The organism is Paenibacillus sp. UNC499MF (assembly GCF_900107975.1).
Taxonomy (GTDB): domain Bacteria; phylum Bacillota; class Bacilli; order Paenibacillales; family NBRC-103111; genus Paenibacillus_F.
In genome coordinates, this window is the sequence record NZ_FNVF01000001.1 from 778495 (window position 1) to 797286 (window position 18792).

General features: G+C 54.9%; 12 protein-coding genes. 8 read left to right on the forward strand and 4 right to left on the reverse strand.

Annotated features, from left to right (window positions below; all coding sequences use genetic code 11):
* Window positions 1-10: 10 nt before the first annotated feature.
* On the reverse strand, window positions 11-3160 hold the full coding sequence (locus tag C4S74_RS03580; protein WP_103993967.1) for an alpha-mannosidase: 3150 nt from the start codon (window positions 3158-3160) through the stop codon (window positions 11-13).
* 190 nt (window positions 3161-3350) lie between these two features.
* Here C4S74_RS03580 and C4S74_RS03585 point away from each other — a divergent pair, with 190 nt between their 5' ends.
* From C4S74_RS03585 to C4S74_RS03610, 7 genes are all read left to right on the forward strand, one after another.
* Window positions 3351-5186: a sensor histidine kinase gene (locus C4S74_RS03585; protein WP_103993968.1), complete on the forward strand. Its 1836-nt coding sequence runs from the start codon at window positions 3351-3353 to the stop codon at window positions 5184-5186.
* A complete protein-coding gene (locus tag C4S74_RS26915; RefSeq protein ID WP_258042358.1) occupies window positions 5183-5995 on the forward strand; it encodes a response regulator in 813 nt (270 codons plus the stop codon). Before C4S74_RS03585 ends, C4S74_RS26915 begins: the two co-directional genes overlap by 4 nt.
* A 45-nt stretch (window positions 5996-6040) precedes the next feature.
* Complete coding sequence (locus C4S74_RS26920) at window positions 6041-6739, forward strand: helix-turn-helix transcriptional regulator (protein WP_258042359.1); 699 nt, start codon at window positions 6041-6043, stop codon at window positions 6737-6739.
* A gap of 239 nt (window positions 6740-6978) precedes the next feature.
* Window positions 6979-7908 (forward strand): sugar ABC transporter permease, encoded by a 930-nt coding sequence (locus tag C4S74_RS03595; protein WP_103994263.1) that lies wholly within the window; start codon window positions 6979-6981, stop codon window positions 7906-7908.
* Window positions 7909-7947: 39 nt separating this feature from the next.
* Window positions 7948-8904, forward strand: a complete 957-nt coding sequence (locus C4S74_RS03600; RefSeq protein ID WP_103993969.1) for a carbohydrate ABC transporter permease — start codon at window positions 7948-7950, stop codon at window positions 8902-8904.
* A gap of 91 nt (window positions 8905-8995) precedes the next feature.
* Window positions 8996-10489 carry an ABC transporter substrate-binding protein gene (locus C4S74_RS03605; protein WP_103993970.1) on the forward strand — a complete coding sequence of 498 codons (1494 nt, stop codon included), beginning with the start codon at window positions 8996-8998 and terminating at the stop codon, window positions 10487-10489.
* A 393-nt stretch (window positions 10490-10882) separates the two neighbouring features.
* Complete coding sequence (locus C4S74_RS03610) at window positions 10883-13540, forward strand: discoidin domain-containing protein (protein ID WP_103993971.1); 2658 nt, start codon at window positions 10883-10885, stop codon at window positions 13538-13540.
* Window positions 13541-13712: 172 nt separating this feature from the next.
* Here the strand turns inward: C4S74_RS03610 and C4S74_RS03615 are convergent, their stop codons facing one another.
* The 3 genes from C4S74_RS03615 to C4S74_RS03625 all read right to left on the reverse strand — a co-directional run bounded on the left by C4S74_RS03615 (window position 13713) and on the right by C4S74_RS03625 (window position 17201).
* Window positions 13713-14435, reverse strand: coding sequence for a DUF6483 family protein (locus C4S74_RS03615; protein ID WP_103993972.1), 723 nt, complete (start codon window positions 14433-14435; stop codon window positions 13713-13715).
* Between the two features lie 57 nt (window positions 14436-14492).
* Entirely contained in the window at window positions 14493-15482 is a 990-nt protein-coding gene (locus tag C4S74_RS03620; protein ID WP_103993973.1) for a YpdA family putative bacillithiol disulfide reductase, read from the reverse strand.
* 264 nt (window positions 15483-15746) lie between these two features.
* Window positions 15747-17201: a SulP family inorganic anion transporter gene (locus C4S74_RS03625; RefSeq protein WP_103993974.1), complete on the reverse strand. Its 1455-nt coding sequence runs from the start codon at window positions 17199-17201 to the stop codon at window positions 15747-15749.
* Between the two features lie 348 nt (window positions 17202-17549).
* On the opposite strand from C4S74_RS03625, the gene C4S74_RS03630 reads away from it, so the two are divergent.
* Complete coding sequence (locus C4S74_RS03630; RefSeq protein WP_103993975.1) at window positions 17550-18782, forward strand: aminopeptidase; 1233 nt, start codon at window positions 17550-17552, stop codon at window positions 18780-18782.
* Window positions 18783-18792: the final 10 nt, after the last annotated feature.

Below are 18792 nucleotides of genomic sequence, written 5' to 3' on the forward strand. Positions count from 1 at the left end.
CCGGGGGCGTTTACGCTTCGAGTTCAATCTCGAACGTTTTGATTTCATAAGGCTGAAGCACGAACGAAATCGTCCCGTCATGGACGACAGGCCCTTCGGGCTTCTCCATCAAGTTCGTCTCCCGCCAGGAAACGATGCGGAAGTCGCTCGTCAGCTCCAGCATATTGCGGCTGCCGGAGTAGTCGTGAACACGCACGATGACTTTGCCGGAATCTTCGGCTTTCTTGACGGCGGAGATCATCGCGGTGTCTCCCGACAACGTGAACATGGAACGGGACGGTACCGCGGCGGTTCCCTCCGAAGCCCGCAGCGGACTGTTCAGCATCCACGCCTCTTTCACGGTCCCGCCCTGCAGCCAATCTCCCCGGTGGGGAAGCAGGGAATAGGTGAACGCATGATGCCCCTGGTCCGCATGGGTATCCGGGTGGGTCGCGCATTTGATCAAGGTGAGACGCATCATATTGCTCTTGATATCGTATCCGTACTTGCAGTCGTTGAGCAGGCTGACGCCGTAGCCCCGGTCCGAAAGGTCGGCCCACTGGTGCCCGACGGTCTCGAACCGCGCCCAATCCCAGCTCGTGTTCCAGTGATTCGGACGCTTCACGTTGCCGAACTGGATGTCGAAGGTCGCTTCCGTTGTTCGGATATCGACAGGGAAAGCCGCTTTCAGCAGCTGCTTCTGCTCGTGCCAGTCGGCTTCCGTCACAAAATCAATGCGCGGGTGGCCGGCGTACACCACCAGATCCTGGCTGACGGACGAGTTCCGGTACACCCATTTGAAACGGATCACGGCTTTAAGCGGTCCTTCCTCGACCAGCTCGGCGCCCTTGAAATCCACGATTTCTTTCATAGTCTCCTGATAAAAAAGATCAATATCCCACGCCTCGTGAGCAAGCGGTTTATCCTCGAAAAGCTGAAGCACGTTGCCCCTTGCGCCGGGAGCCAGCACTTCGCGCCACTGTTTTTTATCATATATGCGTGTCAGTTGGCCCTGGGCGTTCCATTCCAGCACATAAAACGGCGTGCCTATCCCGTCACCATTCCAAACGAAAGGAAGCGGTGAATCTTCACGTCCCGGACCGGCCTCAAACTTAACGGTGGTGTAGCCCATCGGCGGAATGTTTTCCACTTCCACGGTCCACACATTATCGTGAAGCTGCGCCACAAGGGCATTGCCCTTGTGGTCAAACCACTGGCCGGATTTTCCCGGCTGCGGAGCCGCAATCGACACGAGCTCCGTTACCGTCCACGGCGACGAGTTCCAAACGGTGTAGACGTCTGCGCCGGAAAGATCCTTGCCTGAGGCAATCGCCTCGACCGCTTGCGAATCTACGCCGCGGCCGATCGCTTCCGCTTCTTCGTACTCGATAACGCTGTCCTCGTACACTTCACGGATGGAAGAACCGGGGATGATGTCATGGAACTGGTTGCGGAGAATGATTTTCCAGCCTTCGGTAAGTTCTCTGCCTTTATACAGGCTCCAATCGTTATGGAGAACGCTCTGCATGGTATTGAGCCATTCCGCTTCGCGGTAGGCGAGCTCCAGCTTGCGGTTCATCCGTTTGTTGTAAGCTTGGCTTGTGTAAGTGCCGCGGTGATATTCCAGGTACAGCTCCCCGTCCCACGTGTGTACGTACGCGTCGGTCTCCGCCACGGTTTCCTGAAGCCGTTCGAAATAGGCGTCCGCGCGCCCCGTTTCCACGTTAGGCAGACCGGGCAGGCTGTTCAGTCTGCGGCGCATCTCCAGCATGTCGCGGTTCACACCGCCGCCTCCGTCCCCATAGCCGTAGGAGAGCAGCAGTTCCCGGTTCATTTCCTTATCGCGGTAGCCGTCCCAGATTCCTTTTACCGTTTTCGGGATGATCTGGCCGTTGTACGTATAGAACCAGGAGTCGGGCCCGGACCAAGGCTCCGGCGTCGTAATGAAGTGCGTGAGCACCTCGGAACCGTCGATTCCGCGCCAATGGAACGTATCGAACGGCATCCGGTTGTACTGGTTCCAGCTGATTTTCGTCGTCATAAACGTATGAATGCCGGATTTCTTCAAAATCTGCGGCAGGGACCAGCTATAGCCGAAAACGTCCGGAAGCCACAAATATTTGCACTCCGTGCCGAACTCGTCCGCGAGGAAGCGGGTGCCGATCAAAAGCTGCCGTACAAGCGATTCGCCGGAAGTGAGGTTGCAGTCGGCTTCCAGCCACATGCCTCCGCCCGTTTCCCAGCGGCCTTCCGCCGCGCGCTCCTTGATCGCCTCGTACAGCTCGGGGTAGTCCTGCTTCACATATTCGTAAAGCTGAGGCTGCGTCTGAAGGAAGGTGTAGTCCGGGAACAGTTCCATGAGCCTCATCACGGTGGAGAAAGAACGGGCGCATTTCTCCCGGGTATGTTTAAGCCGCCACAGCCAAGCCACGTCGATGTGCGTATGCCCGACACAGGTCACGGTGACGTCGGATCTTTTGTCCATTCCCTCGATGCGGGTATTCAGATCTGTTCTTGCGGCATTTACCGACGCGTAAAAATCTCCGCAGCCGGGCTCGGTCCAGTCGATCAGCTTAAACGACTGATTCAGAGCATGAAGCAGCGCCGTTCTCTCGGGGGCATTGGCATCCAGAATCCGGACGGTGTCCAGCGCCGCCTGCGCGGTGAAATACAGGTCGTCCGCGGCTTCGTCCAGCCAGCAGAACTCGGCCTGTCGGATCGCATGCGTCTGATCCTGAGGCTGTCCCCCTCCTTCCAGACCCGACCAGAGACGGAACAGAAGAGCCGGAGACGTACCTGCGGCATCATCGGGAAGGAACACTTCCTTGTGATTGGAATCGACCCCTTGATACGGCTTGCCGTTCCAGTAAAACAACGACTCGAATCCCGAATTGTTGCCGCCTCCCGTATCGCCGAAATCGAAACGGCCGAGAATGCGTCTGCCGGACCAGCCCTCAGGAATATGTATTTCAGCGGACAGCCACAAATAAAGATCGCGGCCTTTCCACGAATTTCCGACGTTCATCGTCTTCCAGTCCCCGGCGGGAGCGGGAAGGCCCGGATTGATTTCTTTGCGGTGGTCTTCCAGAGAAAGAAAAGACGGAATGGGATGTTTATCCCGGTAGCGAAGCTCGGATAGTTCACGGATACGTGACTGCAATTTGTGTTCGGTGAGGAACATGTCGAAGAAACCCCCTGTTGGAACCTGATTAGGGAGCGAGAAAAGGAGGAAAATCCTGTCTTTATGGAGCTGCGGATGATTATAGGGTAGCTCCATTATAGTCCGCGGAGTGAGGGGAATGCAATTGCCTAATTTCCCCCTTCGGTGATAAGCTTATACGCGAATTGAGCGAAAGTGACGGTGCCGACTCATGCCGAGCTTAAAAACGTTTTACCGGATTCACCTGAAAAAACGGATGTTTAACAAAATTCTTCTTTTTTACTCGATTGTCATGGTGCTGCTGTTTCTGGGCGTGTCGATCCTGGCTTATCAGTACTATGAGCAGCGCAGCGTGCGGGAGCAGACGGACCGCGTCCTTAAAGATCTGGATATTGTAAGCGTTAACTTGAATCAGCTGTACGAACGGATGTATTCGGCTATCCAGCAGTTGTACACGGACGCGGCGGTGAATGAGGATTTGACTTATTTTTTGTCGCACGAATATGAGGAGTATTTAAAAAGGCGGCTGAACCAGTACATCCAAAGCAGCGGGACGGAGCCCAAAAATTTCGACAGCCAGCTCCGGTCGTTTCTCAAAGACGAGCCTTCCATCGCGAATATACTGTTGTACAGCAAGGGGCAGCGGTTTTTTTATTTTATGAATCCCGTCAGCCAGCGGTTTTATTACCCGTCGGAATTTCCGCAGGACCGCCCCGGGTGGTTCGATTCCGTAGTCAATCATCAATGGCAGCTGACGGACAATCAATCCGTCCTCTGGGAGGCGCGGAAAGACAGCGGACCTGTCTACTCCTACACCCATATTTTAAAAGATACCGTATCGCTTCAAAAATACGGGGCTATTGTTTTCGATCTGAATACGGATACGATCAAGCGGCTCGTCGAGAGCAAGCTGAAGGACCGCGGGGCTAAAATGTTGATCATGACGTCCGGCGGACAGGTTATTTACGATTCCGAGAACCGGTATCAGGGGCAGGCCTATCCGTACTGGCATCGTCTGCAGGAGCAGAAGGACTGGGTGGAGCTGGAGGAGCCGTCCAAGGTGAACGTGCTGACGATCGGCAATACCGGGATGACGATCGCCGGAATTATACCGAAATCGCAGATCGAGCAGAGTATGCACGCGATCCGTCTGAGTCTGATCGGAATTACCGCGCTTTGCATAGCGGTGAGCTTTATGTTCACGTTTACGATCATCCGGCAGTATTCCAAGAAGATCCGCAAAATCGTGACGCATATCCGGCGCCTTCAGGAGGGCGATTTGAGCGCCCGCATCGTGCTGGACGGCGAGGATGAGCTGCAGGATATTTCGCAAAATTTCAATTACATGTGCGACCGGCTCGAAACGTACATCGATCAGGTATACCGCTCGGAAATCAAGCAGAAAAATGCCGAGCTCGTGGCGATGCAGGCGCAGATCAATCCTCATTTTTTGTATAACACGCTGGAAAGTATCCGCATGAAAGCCATCACCTCCGGGGCGAGAGATGTGGGGCAGATGATCTATATTCTGGCCGCCCTGTTCCGGGACATGATCCGCAAGCAGACGAACGTGACTCTGGCGGAAGAAATGGAGATGAACGGCATGTACTTGAAGCTTTTTCAGTACCGTTTTGAAAACAGGCTGAACGTCGAGACGCACCTGGATAAAAACGCGGCCAACTGCCAGGTAGTCAAGCTGCTCATTCAGCCGGTGGTCGAAAACTACCTCGTGCACGGGTTCCGGCCCGAATCGGATTCGAACCGCATCGCCGTAAGCATCGTGCGCGAGGATGAGATGATCGTCGTCCGGGTGGCGGACAACGGCAAGGGAATGCCCTCGGAGAAGCTGGCCGAAATCCGCAAACGGCTGGAGAGGAAGACGGATTCCGAGGCGCTCGGCGGAGGTTCGCTGGGCCTCGTCAACGTCAACGAGCGGATACGCTCCCACTATGGCGGCGAATTCGGCCTCACGATCGACAGCGGGCCGGATCAAGGCTGCGAAGTGACGTTGACGCTTCCGGCGATACAGGGGGAGATGCTTTCATGAGAAAACTGTTTTTTGCCGACGACGAGCCGCTAATCGTCCAAGGACTGTACAACCTGCTGCCATGGGAGCAGTTCGACCTGCAGATCGCGGGCTCCGCCCGGAACGGCCTGGAAGCGCTGGAGAAGCTGAAAGAAGAGCCCGTGGATCTGCTCATCACGGATATTATGATGCCGGAAATGACCGGCCTGGAGCTGCTTCGCCGGGTCAAGCTGCTGAATCCGCGGACCAAATTCATTATTTTGAGCGGCTACGACGAATTCAAATACGTGAAGGAAGGTATTTTGCTGGGCATTGAAAATTACCTGCTCAAGCCGATCAATATCGACGAGCTGGAATCGACGGTCAAGCATATTTTGCGGGACTGGGAACGGGAAGAAATCAGCCGGTTCCGCCTGGACGAAGACTGGAAAATACTGCGGAACAATATTTTGCACCGCTGGGCGAACGGGACCATCGATAATAAAGAGTTCAGGGAGCGGGCGAGAATGCTCGGCATTCCCATTGATCACGGGGTTTACCGCTCGGCGGCGCTGCGGATCGTGACGGAAAACGAGCCCGCCTTCCAGTTTTACCGCCTTCCAGGCCTCGCCGAGGAAAGCGAGCGGATCGGCACGGAGGAGCTGCCGGAGAGCTGTGAGGTGATCGCTTTTCCGAGGGACGGCGATGAAATTACGCTCTTGTTCGCTCTGAGCGGCAGCGAAGTGAGCGTGCTTCCGGCCTTACGGAGAATGTCGGAGTGGATCGCAAGCTTTACGGGGTTTCGGGTCTGGTGCGCCGCCGGGCAGCCCGAAGAGCTGTATCAGGGCTAACCCGCCAGCGCCCGTGCCGTGCAGGAATGGTTCGGGGACCACTTGATGAGCGAGCACGCGGGCGTGGTGATTGACGACCTGGCGGCTTACGCCTTTACTGAGGGGGAACCTCCGGCTCCGCCCGAGCCTGCGATGGACATGTTCGTCAAGCTGCTGGCTGAGGGAAGACGGAAGGAAATCGGCGAATTTGCGGATTCGTTTTTTCACCGGAGCGGCAGTGCCGGGCCTGTACCGCGACAGCCTTATTTCAATTCGGCTATCCAGCTCATGCTGGCGGTCAAGGAGATGGAGAAGCAGCCGGATTACAGCGACATTTTCGCGGCCCTTTCCCGGATTCAGACGCTGAGCGGACTTGCCGCACAGATTAGGCGGGTGGCGGACGCGATGCTGGACAGCCGTTCCGACGCGGCCCGCGAGTACAGTCCTCACGTAGCGGCGATCCTGGAGCAGGTGAAAGAGCACTATTCCCGGGAGCTGTCGCTGAAGACGCTTGGCCAGAAGCTGCATATGCACCCGAATTATCTCGGGCAGCTTTTCCAGCAGGAGGTGGGAACCAGCTTCTCGGATTATGTGAACCAGTACCGGGTGGAGCGGGCGACGCACCTTCTTCTCCATACGGACCGGAAGACGGCCGAGATCGCCCAGGAGGTCGGCTATTGGGACTCGTCTTACTTTTACCGGACGTTCAAGAAATACGCCGGCGTATCTCCGACGGAACTCCGCTCCATGTATACCAAAAGGTAAAAATAGGAAAAGCATGCGTGTGCACCTGCATCCGCGTGCTTTTTTTTATAAAATCGCCTAAGGTTTCTTTAATTTCTCCATCTTGGATTAGATTTTTCAACTATACGGCGGAGGCGGTCAGCGGAGATAATGAGAACGGGAGCGAGACGGAAAGTCCCGCGCGAGCTGCCGTTGTTGATTATAGGGGATTAACAACCGTAGAAGACAACCTAAGAAAAGGCAAAGGAGGGAAAAACGCCGTGCCTGGCATCGTGAAAAGTTTAGTGAGAAACCGGGCGTTTCTCTTGTTGGTGCTGCCGGGAGCGATCTGGTTTATTATTTTTGCCTACCTGCCCATGTTCGGTACGATCGTGGCGTTCAAAGACTTTCGTATTCATCCGGACGGCTTTTTTGCAAGCGTTTTTAACAGCGAATGGGTAGGACTCAAAAATTTCGAGTTCCTGTTCTCCACCAACGACGCGTATATCATCACACGCAATACGATTTTGTACAACCTGGCTTTGATTTTTCTGGGGCTGGTCTGTGCGGTAGGTTTCGCGATCGTCATGAACGAGCTGCTGAACAAACGGCTGACCAAAGTGTATCAGACGGCCATGTTTATGCCTTATTTCCTGTCCTGGGTTATTATCAGTTACTTTGTGCTGATTTTTCTCAATATGGAAAAGGGCGTGTTTAACCAGATTCTCGCGTACTTCGGGGCCGATTCCGTCAACTGGTACAGCGAACCGAAATATTGGCCGTACATTCTGATTTTTATGGGCATCTGGAAAAACATCGGCTACGGCAGCGTCGTCTATCTCGCCGCAATCGCGGGTATCGACCGTTCGTATTACGAGGCCGCCATGATCGACGGAGCCAGCAAGTGGCAGCAGATCAAGTACATAACGCTTCCGCAGCTCAAACCGCTGATGATTATTTTGACCGTACTGGCGCTTGGCGGCATTTTCCGTTCGGACTTCGGCTTATTCTTCCAGGTGACAAAAAACTCGGGTGCTTTGTATCCGGTTACAGACGTGATCGACACGTTCGTTTACCGCGGTCTGACAGTTATGGGCGATACGGGAATGAGTACGGCTACCGGGCTTTATCAGTCGGTTGTAGGTCTGATTCTGGTTTTGACGGCCAATTATGCGGTGCGGAAAATCGAAAAAGAATATGCCGTCTTTTAAATGTAAAAGCAGCAAGGATCCGGCTAGGGGGTGCCAGCAATGTCAGACTTGAGCGGATCGGTTAAGGCAGGAACGACGGCACAGGCCCGGAGGGGCAAGAAGCCGAAAGATTTGAATGCGATATCGCCGTTCTGGAATTTCGTATTCTCGACCGGCGTGGGTTTGTTCGCTTTGTCCTGCGTGTTTCCGTTTCTGTTTATTATTATCATCTCGTTCACCGACGAGAAAACGCTCGCTATCGAAGGCTTCAGCCTGGTGCCGAGCCAGTTAAGCACAGCCTCGTACCGGTTTCTGATGAACTCGGGGCAGCAATTGCTCCAGTCATTCGGAGTCACGCTTCTGGTGACGGTGCTGGGTACTCTGCTGACGCTGTATCTCGTCGCCACGTATGCGTACGCATTATCGAGAAAAAGCTTCGAGCAGCGGAGATTTTTCAGCTTTCTCGCTTTTTTCACGATGCTGTTCTCGGGAGGCCTGGTGCCGTCGTATATCGTGGTCACCCAGTTTCTTCATCTGCGCGATTCGATTTGGGCGCTCATTCTGCCGTCCGTGCTGAACGCTTTCTATATTCTCGTCATGAGGACGTTCTTCTCCACGACGGTGCCGGACGCTATTGTAGAATCGGCCAAAATCGACGGAGCGACCGAATTCGGCGTATTCACGCGGATCGTGCTGCCGATTTCACTGCCTGGCATTGCGACGATCGGTTTGTTCAGCACGCTCGCGTTCTGGAACGACTGGTTCAATGCGCTGCTTTATATCGACAAGCCGACGCTGATTCCGCTTCAAACGATGCTGATGCGCATTCAGAACAACATGGATTTTGTCGTTCAGAACAGTTCCAAGGTCGTGTCGTATGATATTGCGGCCTCGCTTCCGACGGAAACGGTGCGTATGGCGATGGTTGTGCTGGCAACACTGCCGATTGCGCTCGCTTATCCGTTTTTCCAAAAATATTTTATCCAGGGGCTGACGATCGGATCGGTCAAGGAGTAGGCTTCGGCGCCTTCTTCTTTACAAGGCCGGGGGAAAGATCATGCCTGTAAAGAAAGCGTTATCATTACTATTTTGTCAGGGGGATTCAGGAATGGCGGGAAAAAAAGCGCTTCTGTTTATGCTCGTACTGATGCTGGCATTCGGATCGTTGCTCGCAGGCTGCGGAAGCAAAAGCGAGGGCGGAGACAGCAAGCAGGGGGCCGGCGATTCGACCGAGAAGGAAGTTAAATTGAAAGTGTACCTGATCGGCGGTCCGCAGCGGGACTTGCCTAAAGTTCAGGAAGAAATCAATAAATATGTGAAGGAAAAGATTAACGCCACGCTTGATATTACGATGATCGACTGGGGCGATTATTCCAAACGGATGCAGGTGCTTTCCGCGTCGGGGGAAAATTTCGATATCGCCTTCACGTCTTCGTGGGCGTTCGAGTACCGGACGAATGCGGCTAAAGGCGCGTTTATGCCGCTGAACGACCTGCTCGACAAATACGGCAAGGGCATCAAGGAAGAGCTTGATCCCCGTTTTCTCGAAGGAACCAAAATCGACGGAAAGAACTACGCCGTTCCGGTCAACAAGGAGCTTGGCGAGCAGTGGGTATGGCGCTTCAATAAGAAATACGTGGACAAATACAAGATCGATATAACCAAAGTACGTACGCTTCAAGACCTGGAGCCGTACCTGAAGCAGATCAAGGAAGGCGAGCCGGAAGACATTACTCCGCTTGCCGTGCCGAAAGGATTCAAGCCGTATATTCCGTACGACTTTATTCTCGGAGACGAATTCCCGGTCGGAATGAAAATCCAGGATAACGCTTCGGATTTCAAATTCGTCAATATTTTGGAGACTCCCGAGCTGAAAACTTCTCTGGAAACGATCCGCAAATACTACCAGGCGGGATATTTGCGCAAAGATGTCGCCACGCTTGACGGCATCGACAATATCAAGACGGGCAAATGGTTCGTGGACCGCGAAATTACACAGCCGTACGCGGATCTGGGCTGGTCCCGGAGCGCAGGCTACGACATCGTGTCGACCCCGATGCAGGACCCGGTCGTGTTCACCGGCTCGGCTTCCGGCGCGATGCACGCGATCTCGGCAAACTCCAAAAATCCGGAGCGCGCCATGATGTTCCTGAACCTGCTCAACACGGACAAATATTTGCGCAACCTGTTCAGCTTCGGAATCGAAGGCACGCACTACAAGAAAGTGTCCGAAAATGTCATCGAAGATCTGCCCGCTATGAAAGACGGCTTCCAGATGCCGGGCTTCGCACTCGGAAACATGTACCTGACGTACCTGCACAAAGAAGAACCGGCCGACAAATGGGAGGCGTTCAAGAAGTTTAACGATTCGGCGAAAGTATCGCCGACGTTCGGTTTCAACTTTGACGTCGATCCGGTCAAAACCGAAGTGGCGGCCATTTCCGCCATCTCCCGCGAGTTTTACCCGGCCATTATGACAGGATCCGTAGACCCCAACGAATATTTGCCGAAAGCGATGGAAAAAATGAAGGCCGCCGGCCTCGATAAAGTCATCGCCGAAGCTCAAAAACAGTTTGATAAATGGAAAGCGGAGAAAAAGTAAGGCACCTTCTCCTCCTATAAAAGAAGCGGCCGCGGTCGTGATATTCCCCCCATTTAAGCGGATAGTATGCGAAAAACGTACTATCGTTTACTTGGAGAGGCGATGTCAGAGATGCGGCCGCTTTTTTACATGGATTCCGGACACGGCGAGGCCATGAAGGAAATTTCCGCCAGACGTATTTAATATGTACATGCAACCTTTAATTCGTCCACTAGGAACGGATTTAACCCCATTGTTATAATGAAAGCGTAATCATTGCCAAGCCGGCGACAAACGGGAGGGAAATTATTCAGAATGCTCATCAGGCAGCGAGAGCGGTCCGGCGCGTCATTCTCAAAGGGCTGTTGCCGTTCCGCTGCCTACGAAAGTCTCAACTTACATAGGAGGTCACAAATGAAAAAGATTGGCGTCAGTCTGGCCGTATCCATCACGGCGTTCGCGGCGATGGGGTTATCCGCTTCCGCGGCGCAGCCCCATTCCTCGTACTGGTATCCGGAGCAATTGCTGAAATGGAGCCCGGGTTCCGATCCCGACGCGAAGTTCAACCGCGGCTCGATCCCGCTGCAAGAGCGCTTTACGGGCGATAAAGTGAACGCAAACGCGTCCAAGGAGCCCAAAATCGTGGCGCTTTCCGCGCTTAATGCGGGAACGAGCGGCGTTCCTTCCCAGGGCTCCGACAAATTTACGGCCAATACGTTCGGATATTGGCAGTACGTGGACAAGCTCGTCTATTGGGGAGGCTCCGCCGGAGAAGGCATCATCGTGCCTCCGAGCGCCGATGCGATAGACGCGGCCCACAAGAACGGCGTGCCGATCATGGGCACCGTATTTTTCCCGCCGAGCGTGTACGGGGGCAAGTACGACTGGGTGAAGCAGACGCTCCAGCAGAAGCCGGACGGATCGTTCCCGGTAGCCGACAAGCTGATCGAGGTGGCGAAAACGTACGGTTTCGACGGCTGGTTCATTAACCAGGAAACCGAGGGCGGAACTCCGGCGGATGCGCAGAAGATGAAGCAATTCCTGGCTTATCTGGAAGCCCGCAAATCCCCGTCCATGCAGATCATGTGGTACGATTCCATGACCAAAGACGGTACGATCAGCTGGCAGAACGCGCTGAACGACAAGAACGAGATGTTCCTGCAGGACAAGCAGCAGAAAGTTTCGGACAGCATGTTCCTCAACTTCTGGTGGAAGGACCTGGCCGGCTCGGCCGCCAAAGCGAAAAGCCTGGGCCGGAGCCCGTACGAGCTGTTCGCGGGCATCGACGTCGAGGCCAAAGGCTACGATACCGGCATACAGTGGGACATGCTGTTCCCGAAAGGCAAGCTGGCGGCGACTTCGCTGGGCATTTACCGTCCCGACTGGGCGTTTAACAGCGCGGAGAACATGAAGGACTTTTTCGCCAGGGAGAATAAGTTCTGGGTCGGCCAGAACGGTAATCCTTCCGATACGGAGACAAACCTTGCCTGGAAGGGCATGGCTCATTATGTCGCCGAGCAATCCCCGGTCAACAAGCTGCCGTTCGTGACGCATTTCAACACGGGAAGCGGGCAGCAGTACTACGCGGACGGCAAACTAGTGCGCGATAAAGGCTGGAACAACCGCAGCCTGCAGGATATTTTGCCGACCTGGCGCTGGATGGCGGAGAGCAAAGGAACCGCGCTTAAACCGAGCTTCGACTGGACCGACGCCTATTACGGCGGCAGTTCGCTCAAGGTGGAAGGGACGCTGAGTCCGGCCAATGCCACGACGCTCAAGCTGTACCGGACGGACCTGACCGTCGAACCGGCCACTAAACTGTCGGTTACCTATAAAACTTCACAGAAGCCGGGGATGAAAGTCGCCTTGACTTTTGCGGGTCCGAAGGAAGAAGTCGTTTATCTGGACGTGAAGGATAAAGTTCAGCCGGGCTGGACGACCGAAACGTTTAATTTGACGCCTTATAAGGGAAAACGCCTGACATCGATTTCGCTCGTCTTTGGCTCCAAAGAAACGATTCCGGCTTATGCGATCAACATCGGCAAGCTTTCGGTCAGCAGCGCCAAAGAAGAAAATCAGGCGCCTCTGCCGGCCGTTAAGGACCTTAAGGTCACCGGCTCCGATTTCCGCGACGGCATTTACGGAGATGCCCGCCTGGAGTGGACGGCTCTAGGCAAGGATGTGAAGCAGTATGAAATTTATCGGGTGCTTCCGGACGGTAAAGAGGAGTTCATAGGAGCTACTCCCAATAACGTTTACTATGTTCCCGAGATGAAAAGAAGCAATAAAGAAGACACGACCGTACTGAAGGTGGTCGCGGTCAACGGGCAGTACCGGGCGGGGCAGGCCGCCGAGACGGCGATCGGGTGGCCGGCTTATCCGAAACCGGAGGCCCGTTTTAAAACGGATAAAACGCTTGTCGCTCCCGGTGAGCAGGTGAAGCTGATCGACCAGTCGACGGAAGTCACCGAAGAGTGGCAGTGGACGATCAAGGGAGGAAGCCCTTCCGCAAGTACGGACAAACAGCCGGTCGTGACGTTTGCCGAAGAAGGGACGTACAGCGTAACGCTTACGGCCAAAAACAGCTCGGGCCAAGATTCCGTGACCAAACAGGCGCTTATTACCGTCCGCAAAGACGCGGGGGAGGCCGTTAACCTGGCGCTGGGCAAAACCGCCAAAGCGGACAACGCCTGCGGTCCCGCGGAAGGAGCGGCTAACGCGGTGGACGGCAAAGTGACGGACAACAGCAAATGGTGCGCCTTGGGCAATCTGCCTCACTGGCTCACGGTAGATCTGGGAGCGGAGAAGACCATCAGCGGATTCGTCCTGAAAAATGCCGAAGCGGGCGGCGAATGGGCAGGCTTCAACACGAGCGGCTACACCGTGCAGGTGAGTGCGGACGGCGTTACGTGGACAGACGTCCTTGAGGTTACAGGAAACACCGCCGGTGAAACCTATGATGCAGTAGCACTGGTGAAGGCGCGCTATGTGAAGCTGAACATCGTTAAAGCGAGCCAGGGCGGGGATACGGCGGCCCGGATCTACGAATTCGAGGTGCGCGGACTTCAGTAAACCGGATCAACGGATTCGCATAAGCAGCCGCCAGGAAATTGCGGCAACAAAAAAAGACCGTTTCGTCAGCCTGCGGAGGCTGTGCGGAACGGTCTTTTTTGTGCAGGTAAAGCGCTCTGCCGCGGCAATAGCGCTGTGGAGAGCGAAGCGGACGGAGCCGGCAGCCGCCAGGTCAGCCGATGCTCTCCGCGCTCCCGGCGGCGGTGCCTGTCCCGCCGGCCGACAGCCGGGGCCAGGAGGCCTCCCACTCGCGCAGGCCTGCTTCGACTTCGTCGCGGGGAAGCTTGCCCTCTTGCAGCGCTTCGTCGCTGCAGTCGAGCAGCCGCCGGTAGAAGGCGGCGCCCCACCCGGGAAGATCGGCGTCTTCCGGAGCGCCTCTGTCTTTCAGCTCATAGAGCAGGTTCTCCGCTTCGTCATAGCTTCCGGCGGCGGAGCAGTACTCCATGAGCTTGAACAGGACATGCGGAGGCTGGCGGTACGCTTTCAGCCGGTGGTTCAAGTAGGCGATCTCCGCATGAAGGGAAATATCGTCCGATTCCGCGCCCAGCTCGGCCGCCATCAAATAAAAATACAGCGCATTGACTCTGCGCTGGTAAGCTTCGCGCTCCCCGGACATTTCTTCGTAAATGTCCGCTTCCTCGCGGAGCAGCTTGGCGGCTGCCAAGAGCTTCTCGCCGCTCAGCGAGGCCCCCGTCATCAGCATGCGCAGAGCGTCTTCCTCCGGAACGGAGCCGAGAAGCTTGGACGGAGGCAGCTGCATCCGTCCGTAGAGCTCGCCGAGCGCGGCCAGTGCTTCCGCATGCTTTTTCTCTTTGCGGAGCTTGAGGATACGGGTGGCAATCGCTTCGGTCATCTGCGTGATCATCGTCAATAAGTAATCTTTCCGTTCGAACAAGCTCGTTCCTCCTTATCGCGGCGGCGCGTTCTGCCAGGCAGCGGCAGCCGGGGTGATTTAGCTGTTGGCTTCGTTATCCCGCTTCGAGGCGATGTGGCGTGCGATGGCCACGCCATGCTTGCGGCCCGTCTCGATGAAAATCTCGTTGGCGTTGTGGCCCGAAGCGATAACGCCGGCGACATACAGACCCGGCACGTTGGATTCCATGGTCTCGGGATCATAAAGAGGCTTCAGATGCTCGCCTTGAAGCTCCACGCCCGATTCGATCATCAAGGTCCGGTCGGGCCGGAAGCCGGTGAGAGCGAGAACGAAATCGTTATCGAGTACGGTTTGCGTCCCGCCGGTGTCGACGGTTACCGTGAGATCGTCGATCTGTACGACACGGGAAGAGTAAAGCATGCGGATATGGCCCTTGGAGACCATGCTTTCGAAAATCGGTCTCACCCAGGGCTTGATGGACGGAGACATTTGCTCCTGCCGGTACACGACCGTAACTTCGGCGCCGACGCGCATCAGATCCAGTGCCGCATCGATGGCCGAATTGTTGCCGCCGATAATGGCGACCTTCATATTCGTATAGGGATGTGCCTCCCGGTAATAATGAGTTACTTTCGGAAGGTCCTCTCCCGGGATTCCGAGCAGGTTCGGCGTATCGAAATAGCCGGTTGAAATGACCACATGCTTTGCTTCGGTTTCGATCTGCCGCCCGCCGCGGTTCACGGAAGTGACGATAAAACAGCCGTCCTTCTTACGAATGGAAGTGACTTCTTCGTAGCTCCGGATGTTCAGATCGAAATGGCGGGCAACGTTGCGGTAATAAAAAAGTGCTTCCTGGCGGCTGGGCTTGTCGCTTGGCGTCGTGAACGGGATATCGCCGATTTCCAGCAGATCGGGCGTACTGAAAAACTGGAGATGGGTCGGGTACAAATAAATGGAATTCACGATGCAGTGCTTCTCGATCACGAGCGCGGGGATGCCCGCTTTCTTGAGTTCGACGGCAGCCGAGATTCCGCAAGGACCGGCTCCGACAATGATGACTTCTTCCATAAGATGGTGGCCTCCTTCCGTCACGGATGAAGACAGGCGTAAATATTCCTACTTGCGTCTGACAGTAAGCAGCGACGGTTTTTATTCCATAGTAACGCAATCGGAGATAAAAACACAACCTGACGGCCCATGCATGTCCCGGCGTTTTTTGCGTCTTATTGAATCTGAACCGTGATCGGGCGGGCAAAAGAAAAAGCACGTTCCGGCGGGGAACGCGCCCATGTACAAGACGGGACGGTTCCTTACTGCCGGAACGTGCTTCTTTTAGCCGTGTCCGCCCGGGGCCGCAAGGCCGGCCCGCTCTACGAGCCGGCGGCTCTCTTCATTGAGCCCTGTAACGGATACGTGTTTCTGGAGAAGATCGTATTTCAGGATTACTTTGGAAATAGCCGTAACGGCCGAATGATCCCACACGTGGGAATGGGAAAAGTCGATCACGATCCGCTGCGGATCGTTCATATAGTCGAACTGCTCGATGAAATGCGTCATCGTGCCGAAAAACATTTGTCCGGATACGGTATATGTTTTGGTACCGGCGGCATCCATACTTGCCGTCGTGCGTATTTTGGCCATTTTCCAGGCGAAAACGACCGCGCTGATCAGAACGCCAGCGAAGACGCCCTTGGACAAGTCGTGAGTGGCAACGACAATCGCTACCGTGACAATCATAACCAGCGCGTCGGACAGCGGAATTTTCGCCATTTGGGGAATGGACTTCCAATCGAACGTACCGATGGAGACCATGATCATGACGCCGACGAGAGCCGCCATCGGAATTTTCTCGACGACGGGGCCGAGCACAAGGATCAGGAACAGCAGGAACAGACCGGCAACCAGCGTGGACAAACGGGTCCGCCCGCCCGACTTGATGTTGATGACGGATTGTCCGATCATGGCACAGCCCGCCATTCCGCCGAAGAAGCCGGTAACGACGTTGGCGACGCCCTGACCGCGGACTTCGCGATTTTTGTCGCTCGGCGTATCCGTCATTTCATCGAGGATCGTGGCCGTGAGCAGCGATTCGAGAATCCCGACAAAAGCAAGTGACAGAGAGAACGGGAAAATGATTTTGAGGGTTTCCCACGTAAACAGGACTTGCGGTACATGGAACAAAGGCAGCGAGCTTGTGATCCGGCCCATGTCGCCGACCGTATTGACCCCGATGCCGAAAGAAATGGTAACAATGGAAACCAGGATAATTGCCGCAAGTGCGGACGGAAACGCCTTCGTGAATCTCGGCAGAATGTAAATAATGGCAAGCGTTACGCCGACGAGCGCGTACATGACCCAGCTTTGACCGGCAAAATGAGTAAGCTGCGCCATAAAAATAAGGATCGCAAGCGCGTTCACGAATCCGGTCATAACCGATTGGGGCACAAAGCGGACCAGTTTGCCAAGTTTAAGCAGACCGAGAATATATTGAAGGATTCCGGTCAGGACCGTCGCCGCGAACAGGTACTCCAGGCCGTATTGTTTGACAAGCGGAGCCATAACGAGCGCCATCGCTCCTGTGGCCGCCGAAATCATGCCGGGTCTGCCGCCGAAGAATGAAATGACGAGCGCCATCGTAAACGAGGCGTACAGTCCGACCATGGGATCGACCCCGGCGATAATCGAGAAAGCGATAGCTTCCGGAATAAGCGCCAGCGCTACCGTTATCCCCGACAAAATGTCGCTGCGCGGATTGGAAAACCAGGTTTTATTCAGTTGTCTAAGCAAGTTGAGAATCCTCCTCTGGTATAAGTTCAGCTGGTGTATAGGGTGACTTTCCACTCTCAGGAAAGTCGGGGCCGTTGATCACTACAAGACATTATAACGAAGAGAGGAAGGCGTTTCATTTCGAATAAAGACGGTGATAGCGCTTAAATCGCCTTTTTTCTCCCGTTTTCTTGTTTTTTCGAAAAAATAAAGACTTCTTATTGATGATTCCACGCGTATAAGAGGATGACGGACAGGGGGAAGAAATTCAATCAATCATCCGTCATTTGGAGCGGACTTTCTTTTTTGGAGTAGGAGGAGTAGAGTAAAAGGGTGCTCAGTTATTATTTACATAGGGGGTTGTCGTTCATGACATCATTCCAGAAACAACTGGAGAAATATGCCGAACTGGTCGTAAAAGTAGGCGTTAACATTCAACCGGGACAGATTCTGTACATCGAATCGCCGATCGAAAGTGTGGAGTTTACGCGTCACGTCGTAAGAAAAGCTTACGAAGCGGGCGCCAAATTCGTTGAGGTTAACTGGAGCGACGAGCAGACGACGCGCATTCGGTACGAATCCGCGCCTGACGAGTCGTTTGATTTCTACCCGGAATGGACGGCGAGAATGATGGAGCAGCTTGCCGAAGGCAACGGGGCTCTGCTGAATATCAAGGTGCCCGATCCGGAACTGTTCAAGGGCATCGATACGGGCAAAATTTCCCGTGCCGGCAAAGCGGCTTCGATCGCGAGACAACGCTTCCAGAGTTATGTGCGCAACCATAAATTCAGTTGGTGTCTCGTCAAAGCGCCGACTAAAGCGTGGGCGGACAAAGTTTTCGCCGATTTGCCCGAGGACGAGCGCGTATCCGTCATGTGGGACACGATCTTTAAAATGAACCGTGTCGACAAGGACGATCCGGTCGCCGCCTGGAAAGATCATATCGCTCAATTGTCCGAGACGCATGAGCGGCTGACCGGCAAGAAGTACCGCCGCCTGCATTATAAAGCGCCGGGAACGGACCTGACCGTGGAGCTGCCCGAAGGCCACTTGTGGCTCGGCGGCGGGGGCGAAAACGAGCAGGGCGATTATTTCGTCGCCAATATGCCGACCGAAGAAGTGTTCACCATGCCGAAGCGCGACGGAGTAAACGGAACGGTATCAAGCACAATGCCGCTGAACCTGGGCGGCCGTCTCGTCGATAAGTTCAAGCTCACGTTCAAGGACGGAGTCGTGGTCGACTATACCGCCGAAGTCGGGCAGGAGCATCTCAAATCCCTGTTCGAAACCGACGAGGGAGCGAAGCGTCTCGGAGAAGTGGCGCTGGTGCCGCACGATTCGCCGATTTCGAATTTGAACCGGATCTTCTACAACACCGGCATCGACGAGAACGCGTCCTGCCATTTTGCCGTCGGAAGCGCGTATCCGTTCACTCTGGAGAACGGGACCAAGATGAGCCAGGAAGAACTGCTGGAGAGAGGCGCCAACGTGAGTCTGACGCACGTCGACTTTATGGTCGGCTCCGCCGATCTCGACATCGACGGGGAACTGGCTGACGGCACGATTGAGCCGGTCTTCCGCAAAGGCAACTGGGTAAAATAATGGGTTATTC

Excerpts from the sequence above, each read along its gene's own strand:
- C4S74_RS03600 (WP_103993969.1), top strand. The coding sequence starts at position 7,948 with ATGTCAGACTTGAGCGGATCGGTTAAGGCAGGAACGACGGCACAGGCC.
- C4S74_RS03630 (WP_103993975.1), top strand. The coding sequence starts at position 17,550 with ATGACATCATTCCAGAAACAACTGGAGAAATATGCCGAACTGGTCGTA.
- C4S74_RS26920 (WP_258042359.1), top strand. The coding sequence starts at position 6,041 with ATGAGCGAGCACGCGGGCGTGGTGATTGACGACCTGGCGGCTTACGCC.
- C4S74_RS03620 (WP_103993973.1), bottom strand. The coding sequence starts at position 15,482 with ATGGAAGAAGTCATCATTGTCGGAGCCGGTCCTTGCGGAATCTCGGCT.
- C4S74_RS03585 (WP_103993968.1), top strand. The coding sequence starts at position 3,351 with ATGCCGAGCTTAAAAACGTTTTACCGGATTCACCTGAAAAAACGGATG.
- C4S74_RS03580 (WP_103993967.1), bottom strand. The coding sequence starts at position 3,160 with ATGTTCCTCACCGAACACAAATTGCAGTCACGTATCCGTGAACTATCC.
- C4S74_RS03605 (WP_103993970.1), top strand. The coding sequence starts at position 8,996 with ATGGCGGGAAAAAAAGCGCTTCTGTTTATGCTCGTACTGATGCTGGCA.
- C4S74_RS26915 (WP_258042358.1), top strand. The coding sequence starts at position 5,183 with ATGAGAAAACTGTTTTTTGCCGACGACGAGCCGCTAATCGTCCAAGGA.
- C4S74_RS03610 (WP_103993971.1), top strand. The coding sequence starts at position 10,883 with ATGAAAAAGATTGGCGTCAGTCTGGCCGTATCCATCACGGCGTTCGCG.